The sequence below is a fragment of the Daejeonella sp. genome, assembly GCF_044342615.1.
GTDB lineage: Bacteria > Bacteroidota > Bacteroidia > Sphingobacteriales > Sphingobacteriaceae > Daejeonella.
In genome coordinates, this window is the sequence record NZ_JBIIPN010000116.1 from 1 (window position 1) to 8,241 (window position 8,241).

General features: G+C 36.4%; 7 protein-coding genes. 6 read left to right on the forward strand and 1 reads right to left on the reverse strand.

Going from position 1 to position 8,241, the window contains the following annotated elements; genetic code table 11:
- From ACIQ0D_RS09905 to ACIQ0D_RS09930, 6 genes are all read left to right on the forward strand, one after another.
- Positions 1–1,328: MFS transporter (locus ACIQ0D_RS09905; RefSeq protein WP_395805166.1), on the forward strand; the 1,328-nt coding region annotated here is incomplete at its 5' end.
- Positions 1,328–1,792 carry a deoxycytidylate deaminase gene (locus ACIQ0D_RS09910; RefSeq protein WP_395805167.1) on the forward strand — a complete coding sequence of 155 codons (465 nt, stop codon included), beginning with the start codon at positions 1,328–1,330 and terminating at the stop codon, positions 1,790–1,792. The genes ACIQ0D_RS09905 and ACIQ0D_RS09910, both read left to right, overlap by 1 nt.
- 89 nt (positions 1,793–1,881) lie before the next feature.
- Complete coding sequence (locus ACIQ0D_RS09915; protein WP_395805169.1) at positions 1,882–3,720, forward strand: UbiD family decarboxylase; 1,839 nt, start codon at positions 1,882–1,884, stop codon at positions 3,718–3,720.
- Between the two features lie 146 nt (positions 3,721–3,866).
- Entirely contained in the window at positions 3,867–5,396 is a 1,530-nt protein-coding gene (gene guaA, locus ACIQ0D_RS09920; RefSeq protein WP_395805171.1) for a glutamine-hydrolyzing GMP synthase, read from the forward strand.
- Positions 5,397–5,415: 19 nt separating this feature from the next.
- Positions 5,416–6,594, forward strand: coding sequence for an ABC transporter substrate-binding protein (locus ACIQ0D_RS09925; protein WP_395805173.1), 1,179 nt, complete (start codon positions 5,416–5,418; stop codon positions 6,592–6,594).
- The gene (locus tag ACIQ0D_RS09930; RefSeq protein ID WP_395805175.1) at positions 6,591–7,760 is read left to right on the forward strand and encodes an RsmB/NOP family class I SAM-dependent RNA methyltransferase; all 1,170 of its coding nucleotides are present in this window, start codon (positions 6,591–6,593) and stop codon (positions 7,758–7,760) included. Before ACIQ0D_RS09925 ends, ACIQ0D_RS09930 begins: the two co-directional genes overlap by 4 nt.
- Before the next feature lie 5 nt (positions 7,761–7,765).
- On the opposite strand, the gene ACIQ0D_RS09935 is transcribed toward ACIQ0D_RS09930, so the two are convergent.
- Positions 7,766–8,241, reverse strand: a 476-nt coding sequence (locus tag ACIQ0D_RS09935; protein WP_395805177.1) for a MarC family protein, incomplete at its 5' end; no start/stop codon positions are given.

Sequence of the window (8,241 nt, forward strand, 5' to 3'; positions counted from 1 at the left end):
CTGCAGGAGGGGCATTAATGATGATTCCTGCTGTGAATTCTGGATCATTTAACTTTATTTTATTAGCTTTTTTCTTTGTAGCGATAGGTTTTTCACTTCAACAAACTGCTGCAAATCCTTTCGTAGTAGCACTTGGAAGTCCCGTAACTGGTGCAAATCGATTAAATTTAGCTGGTGGTATTAATAATTTAGGTGGATTATTAGGTCCGATTGCAGTGAGCGTTATTCTTTTCGGCTCAGCTACAGCGGCAGTTCCAAAAGATATTGAGATTTCATCAATAAACACCTTGTATTATATTCTTGCAGGCTTGTTCCTTGCGGTAGCATTATTTTTCTGGCTTTCAAAGCTTCCTAAAGTAACAAGTGATGAAAAAGTCGAAGCTAGTGGAAAAACAAACCTTCCTCTATTTGTAATTTTTATTGCATTCTTATTAATTCTTGCCGCAGATCCAATTGCTAAAGCAACGGGAATGGGAATGGCAACCTTTGTCTATCTCTCATTATTTATCATTATTGCAACTTTATTACTAGCCTTAAAATCAGCTGGTAAGGATAAAACTGGCTGGGGTGCAATGGGTTATCCTCAACTTATCTTAGGAATGATTGCAATCTTTACCTATGTAGGTGTTGAGGTGACTATTCAAAGTAATATGGGTGCCTTATTGCAATTGCCTGATTTTGGTGGATATACAGATTCTCAAATTGCACCATTTATCTCTCTTTATTGGGGAAGTATGATGATTGGTCGCTGGACCGGTGCTGTAAGTGCTTTCAACTTATCTAAATCCACTAAGAGAATTTTAACTATTGTAATGCCTTTTATTGCATTTTCAATCATTTTATTCTTAAATCACTTAAACGGAACCTCTGTGGATCAGTTTTTTGCTTATGCAGTTTGTTTGGTTATCCTAATTGCCGGATTTTTCTACAGTCAAGAAAAGCCTGCTAAGACCTTATTAACATTCGGTTTCTTGGGTGGTTTGGCAATGGTAGTGGGATTATTAACTACTGGAAATGTGGCAATATTTGCATTTCTTGCTGGAGGATTAGCTTGCTCTATCATGTGGCCATGTATTTTCGCATTGGCGATCACTGGTTTAGGAAAATATACTTCTCAGGGTTCTGCATTTTTAATTATGATGATCCTTGGCGGTGCTATTATTCCACCTGTACAGGGAATTCTTGCTGATACTAGTGGAATTCACGTTTCATATATTGTTCCTTTCTTAGGTTTTGTTTATTTAGCTTACTTCGCTATAAAAGTGAGTCTAGAGCTTAAAAAACAAGGAATTGACGTTAGTAAATTGGATACAGAACCTGGACATTAATGAATAAAAAACCAAGCTTCGATTCAATTTTTATGAATTTAGCAACCGACCTTGCTTCACGCTCGCATTGCGTGAAAGCACAGGTCGGTGCTGTTTTAACCAAAGATACGCGCATAATTTCTATCGGTTATAACGGTCCGCCAGCCGGTACCCATAACTGTGATGAAGAATGGCCCGAAAGTGGTTGCCCACGCGACTCTAAGAATAGTTGTTCGCTAGCTTTGCATGCAGAAGAAAATGCTATTCTCTATGCGGTGAAAAACGGGATGAATCTAAGCGGTTCAACACTTTATGTGACGCTTTCGCCTTGCATCTCTTGTGCGCGAATTATTTATTCCTCTGGTATCAAAAAAGTATTATTTAAAGCTTCTTATGCCGAATATAAAGGTTTGCCTAGCGATGAAGGGGTAGACTTTTTAAATAAATTTGGTGTTGAATGTATTTCTTACGACATGGTTTTGTAATCTTTAAAACATAAATCTTAAAGGTTTAAATTCCTGTTTTACAATTTTATAAATTGCACCTTTATTTACAGGTGCAATTTATTTTTAAAATGGGTTATAAAAGTCTTGCTGATTGCGTTACTGATCTTGAAAAAAATGGACATTTAGTTCGTATAAAACAAGAAGTTGATCCTTACCTCGAAGCCGCTGCCATTCATTTGCGTGTTTACGAAAATCAAGGTCCTGCCATACTATTTGAAAATATTAAAGGCAGTAAATTCCCTGCAGTTTCAAATCTCTTTGGTACTCTTGATCGCTCTAAATTTATGTTTAGGGATACTCTAGATGCTATAAAAACGCTTGTAGACCTCAAATCAGATCCTCTAAAAGCTTTAAAAAGCCCATTTAAATATGCTAGTGCTGGCCTAACTGCTTTTTCAGCTTTACCTTTGAGAAGTGGTTTTAATTCACCCATAAAATTTGGTAAAACAACTATTTCGGCCTTGCCTCAAATTGTTAATTGGCCAATGGATGGCGGTCCATTTGTGACTATGCCCCAAGTTTACACCGAAGATATCGACAAACCAGGTATTATGAGTGCCAATTTAGGTATGTACCGTATCCAATTGGGAGGTAATGAATATATTCCAGATGAGGAAATTGGGCTTCATTATCAATTACATCGTGGAATTGGGGTTCACCAAACCAAGGCTAATGCCAAAGGGAAGGCTTTAAAAGTGAGTATTTTTGTCGGCGGACCACCAGCACACCCTTTAGCAGCAGTTATGCCATTGCCTGAAGGATTGTCAGAAATGACTTTTGCTGGCGCCTTAGGAAATCGCCGATTCCGTTATTTTTATGATGCTGAGGGCTTTTGTATCTCTTCAGATGCCGATTTTGTTATTACTGGTACCGTAGAGCCTGGTGCCAATAAATTGGAAGGCCCTTTCGGGGATCATTTAGGCTATTATAGTCTTCAACATCTATTTCCATTATTGAAGGTGCATAATGTTTACCACCGTAAAGATGCTATTTGGTCTTTTACCGTAGTTGGGCGCCCACCTCAAGAGGATACTAGCTTTGGTGCTTTAATTCATGATATCACAGGATCAGCTATTCCTAAAGAAATTCCTGGTCTGCATGAAGTTAATGCTGTTGATGCTGCTGGTGTTCATCCTCTTTTATTTGCCATTGGCAGTGAGCGATACACACCTTATCTCAATGAGAAAAAACCTCAAGAAATTTTAACTATCGCCAATCATATTTTGGGTAAAAGTCAACTAAGTTTAGCTAAATATTTATTCATTTCTAATAAAGAAGATAATCCAAGCCTTAAAACTAGCGATATCGAAGGCTTCATTCAGCATATTCTTGAGCGTGTTGATTTAAGTCGTGATTTACACTTTTATACTCGAACAACAATCGACACATTAGATTACAGCGGGACTGACATAAATTCGGGATCAAAGGTAGCTATTGCTGCTGCAGGAGATAAAAAACGTGACTTATGGACCGAATTACCTGCATCCTTTACAATGCCAAGAACATTCGATAAGTTTAAAATGGTGATGCCTGGCGTTCTAGCAATTGAGGCGCCACCTTTTGGTAACCATGAGCAAACATCTCATGAAATAGAGATATTAGATATTGCGCTAGCTAATACAAACTTAGATGGATTGCCTTTATTTATCCTTTGCGATGATGCTGGCTTTGTAGCCGAAAACATCAATAATTTTGTTTGGGTAAGCTTCACCAGAAGTAATCCTTCCCATGATATTTATGGTATTAAGTCATTTACTGAGCATAAACATTGGGGTTGTAAAGGCCCTCTAATTATTGATGCACGTTTAAAAAAGCATCATGCTCCAGAGTTAATTAAAGATCCAGAAGTTGAAAAGCGAGTTGACCAATTGGGAGCCAAGGGTGGACCACTTCATGGTATTATTTAGTCGATTTTGCTTTGATTTCTCAGATATTTTTAGTATATTATTAATTGTCTTTGTTTTTTGTGAACAATCACAAAAAAATGTTTGAAAAAATCAAAAAGGATTATTAGAATACTTTCTGCCTCTGTACAAAAAAGTTATCTTTGCTCATGCAAGAAAAAATCATCATTCTTGACTTCGGGTCGCAATACACTCAACTTATTGCACGTAGAGTCAGAGAGCTAAACGTATACTGCGAGATACATCCATTTAATAACCTTCCTGAGTTTGATAGTTCAGTTAAAGGTGTTATACTGTCGGGAAGTCCCTATTCTGTGCGTCAGGAAGATGCACCACAAGTAGATTTTAAATCGCTTCAGCAAAAATTTCCAATTTTGGGTGTTTGTTATGGCGCTCAATACATCGCGCAGAAATCTGGTGGTGAAGTAAAAGCTTCCTCTACACGTGAATATGGAAGAGCATGTTTAGATTTTATTGATCATTCTAATCCATTATTTAAGGATATACCTGCAAATTCTCAAACATGGATGTCGCATGCGGATACCATAGCATCTATTCCTGATGATTTTGAAATTATTGCTAGCACTGATTCTGTTAAGGTTGCTGCTTATCAAATTAAAAAGGCAAAAGTTTTCGGTATTCAATTTCACCCAGAGGTAACACATAGTACCGATGGGAAACAATTACTGAAAAACTTCTTAGTAGATATTTGCGATTGTAATCAAGATTGGACTCCAGATGCATTTATTGAGACCACTATTCAATCATTAAAAGAAAAATTAGGCGATGATAAGGTTATTTTAGGCTTATCAGGAGGTGTCGATTCATCCGTTGCAGCAGTGCTTTTACATCAAGCAATTGGTAAAAACCTTCACTGTATTTTTGTGGATAATGGTTTGTTACGTAAGGGTGAGTTTGAGCAGGTTTTGGATTCGTATCAACACATGGGACTAAATGTTCGTGGTGTAAGGGCAGGGGATCGATTTTTAGGTCAGCTTGCTGGAATTAAAGATCCTGAGACAAAAAGAAAGGCCATTGGAAGGGTATTTATTGAAGTATTTGATGATGCTGCACATGAAGTTAAGGATGTGAAATGGCTAGGCCAAGGAACAATTTACCCAGATGTAATTGAGTCGGTTTCTGTAAAAGGGCCTTCTGCAACTATAAAATCGCATCATAATGTGGGTGGATTGCCTGATTTTATGAAGCTTAAAGTGGTAGAACCCTTAAATACCTTATTTAAAGATGAAGTGAGGAGGGTTGGTGCTACTTTAGGTATGGATCCTTCACTTTTAGGAAGGCATCCTTTTCCTGGTCCGGGACTAGCTATCCGTATTTTAGATGATATCACTCCTGAAAAAGTAGCTATCCTTCAAGAAGCAGATGCTATTTATATCAATAATTTGAAATCTTCAGGTTGGTATGATAAAGTTTGGCAAGCTGGAGCGATATTTTTGCCGGTACAATCGGTAGGAGTAATGGGTGATGAGAGAACTTATGAGCATGTTATTTGTTTAAGAGCTGTAAGCTCTGTGGATGGTATGACAGCAGATTGGAGTCATTTACCTTATGATTTACTCGCTAAAATATCCAATGAAATTATAAATAATGTAAAAGGAATTAACAGAGTTGTATATGATATTAGTTCCAAACCGCCCGCAACTATTGAGTGGGAATAATTTTTTATTGATTTTATGCATGCTGATATTTTTATCAGCATGCTCTAAAAAAATAAGTGCTCCTAAGCTAGTTGATATCCCATCTCCTAGCGAATTAGAGAAGCAGAAAGAGATTGTACCCCTAAAAACAGATCATTCAATCGCCTTACTTTTACCTTTTGATCTAAATACTATTAATCTTAAGTCGGCAACAAGCAAAAACATAGAAAAGGCTAGTATTGCCATTGATTTTTATCAAGGTTTTAAGCTAGCGCTCGATTCACTTACAGTAAGTGGACATAATTTTAACCTCAGTGTATTTGATACGCAAAATCAGGAGACAAGAATTGTTAACCTTGCTTTAGCTAAGTCGGTAAGAAGTAATGATTTAATTGTAGGGCCTATTTATCCGGATGCGATTAAGACCTTTGGCGAATTTGCTGAGCTTGACGACAAGAAGCTCCAAATTTCACCCTTAGCGGCATCTATTCCTAGCGATTTTAATAATCCGAGCTTAGTAACAGTAAATAATACTATTGATCAGCATGCACGTAAAATTGCTGAATTTATTAGTTCAAATTATCAAGCTGATTTGGTAAATATTGTCTTGATAAATACGCAAAAGAGCGAGGATGCTAAATTCTCGAATCATTTTAAAAGAAATTTGGCGAATATTTCAGGAGATAAATTCCAAATCACTGAACGTGCTACAGTTATCGCAATAGAAAAGTATTTAGTCCCAACAAAAAACAATTTGCTAATTGTCACCTCTCCAGACAGGCTATTTGTGATGCCTGCAATTGATAAATTATATAATTTAGTAACGAAGGAAAAGTTCAAAATAGAGATTTTTGGGCATCCTAGTTGGTTAAAGGCTAATTATATAAGTCAGGAGAAGATGCAGATACTTAATTCCCGAATCACTGCATCTTTTCACGTAAATTATAAATCTCAAACGGTTAAAAATTTTATTTCTCGTTATCGTGATGAATATGGTTTTGAGCCTTCAGAATATTCTTTTAAGGGTTTTGACATTGGCTATTATTTTGGTGGTCTACTCGAAAGATACGGTACTGATTATGCTAAACATCTTAAAGACAGTGCTTACAGGGGTTTACACACAAGTTTTAAATTTTCTAAAGATCCAAAAACAGGATATATGAATACAGAGCTGATGGTGTTGAGGTATAGAAATTTTGAACTTCAGCCTGAGAAATGAGAGCAGAACAACAGTTACGCAGCTTTTTAAAGGTTTTGGAAAGCTATCCCGGAGATCGGCCAATTACCAAGTTTTTGCCAGAGTTTTTTAAGAAGAACAAACAGATGGGGTCTACGGATCGACGTATGGCCTCAAGACTTCTTTATAACTATTTCCGTTTAGGAAAAGCGATTGCAAATAAGACTAAGGAGGAGCGACTTTTTATCGCTGAATTTCTCTGTAATTCCATTGATAATCCATTTTTAGAGCATTTTCGTCCCGATTTAAATGACAAAATTTTGCTTCCACTGGATGAAAAAATAGCATTTGCAGAAGCGCATGAGGGATTAGTTTTGGAGGAAGTTTTCCCTTTCCTTAAGCATTTATCCGAAGGTGTGGATAGCGCCCAATTTTTAAGCTCATTTTTTATACAGCCAGATTTATTTATACGGGTTAATCCGAAATCGTTGGCAATGGTCTTAAAAACAATGGAAAATAGCTCCATTGCCTTTAAGCAGATTGGTGATTATACCATTTCAATGCCCAATGGGACTAATTTAAATAATTTATTCCCAGATACTAGCTTCATAATTAAGCCTTATGAAGTTCAGGATCTTTCTTCGCAACATACATTGAATTATTTTAAACCCAATCGTTATGAACATTGGTGGGATGCTTGTGCTGCTTCAGGGGGGAAATCTCTTTTATTGTTTTCTGAACAGCCTGATGTTAAACTTGTTGTGTCGGATATTCGGGAAAGCGTTTTAGATAATTTAGATGAACGCTTTAATGCTGCGGGATTAAAAACATATCAGAAAAAAATAATTGATCTGACTAAAAATGCAGATCCTGAATTGCATCATTATGAGTTTGATGGGATCATTTTGGATGCACCTTGCTCGGGCTCTGGAACATGGGGTAGAACACCTGAAATGATCAGTCAGTTTGAAGAATTTAAAATTCAGGGATTTCAAAATCTACAAAAAACGATAGCAAGCAATGTATTGAAATATCTTAAACCTGGTAAGCCACTTATTTACATTACCTGCTCTGTTTTTAGAGAAGAAAATGAAGAAGTTGTAACTTATCTTCAATCCGAACATAAAATGAAGCTGGAGAGCTTAGAATTGATTAAGGGCTACCATAAGAAGGCGGATACCATGTTTGTTGCACGATTAATCCGTTAAACCTCCTATAAACCCGTATTGTTTCTAAATAATTTAATTGCAATTGCAAGAAGGATAATTCCAAAGGCTTTACGCATGATATTTAAGCCCGTTTTACCTAATAGTTTTTCTAGGTAAATGGTGTTTTTAAGAACGATATAAACAAAAATCATGTTGATTATGATGCCAACAATAATATTTTGAGTTGCGTATTCAGATTTAAGGGATAGGAGTGTGGTTAGTGTTCCTGAGCCTGCAATTAATGGAAATGCTAATGGTACAATAGAGGCACTTTCTGCTGCTTCTTCACGAAATAAATTGATTCCTAAAATCATTTCCATAGCGATAATAAATATTACTACAGAACCTGCTATTGCAAATGATGAAATATCGAGACCGATGATTTTTAGCATTTCTTCCCCAATAAACAGAAAAAGAATCATTAATAAAAGAGCAACTAAAGAAGCTTTTTCAGATTGTATATGACCAACTTTATTACGTA

Excerpts from the sequence above, each read along its gene's own strand:
- ACIQ0D_RS09910 (WP_395805167.1), top strand. The coding sequence starts at position 1,328 with ATGAATAAAAAACCAAGCTTCGATTCAATTTTTATGAATTTAGCAACC.
- ACIQ0D_RS09915 (WP_395805169.1), top strand. The coding sequence starts at position 1,882 with ATGGGTTATAAAAGTCTTGCTGATTGCGTTACTGATCTTGAAAAAAAT.
- guaA (WP_395805171.1), top strand. The coding sequence starts at position 3,867 with ATGCAAGAAAAAATCATCATTCTTGACTTCGGGTCGCAATACACTCAA.
- ACIQ0D_RS09930 (WP_395805175.1), top strand. The coding sequence starts at position 6,591 with ATGAGAGCAGAACAACAGTTACGCAGCTTTTTAAAGGTTTTGGAAAGC.
- ACIQ0D_RS09925 (WP_395805173.1), top strand. The coding sequence starts at position 5,416 with ATGCTGATATTTTTATCAGCATGCTCTAAAAAAATAAGTGCTCCTAAG.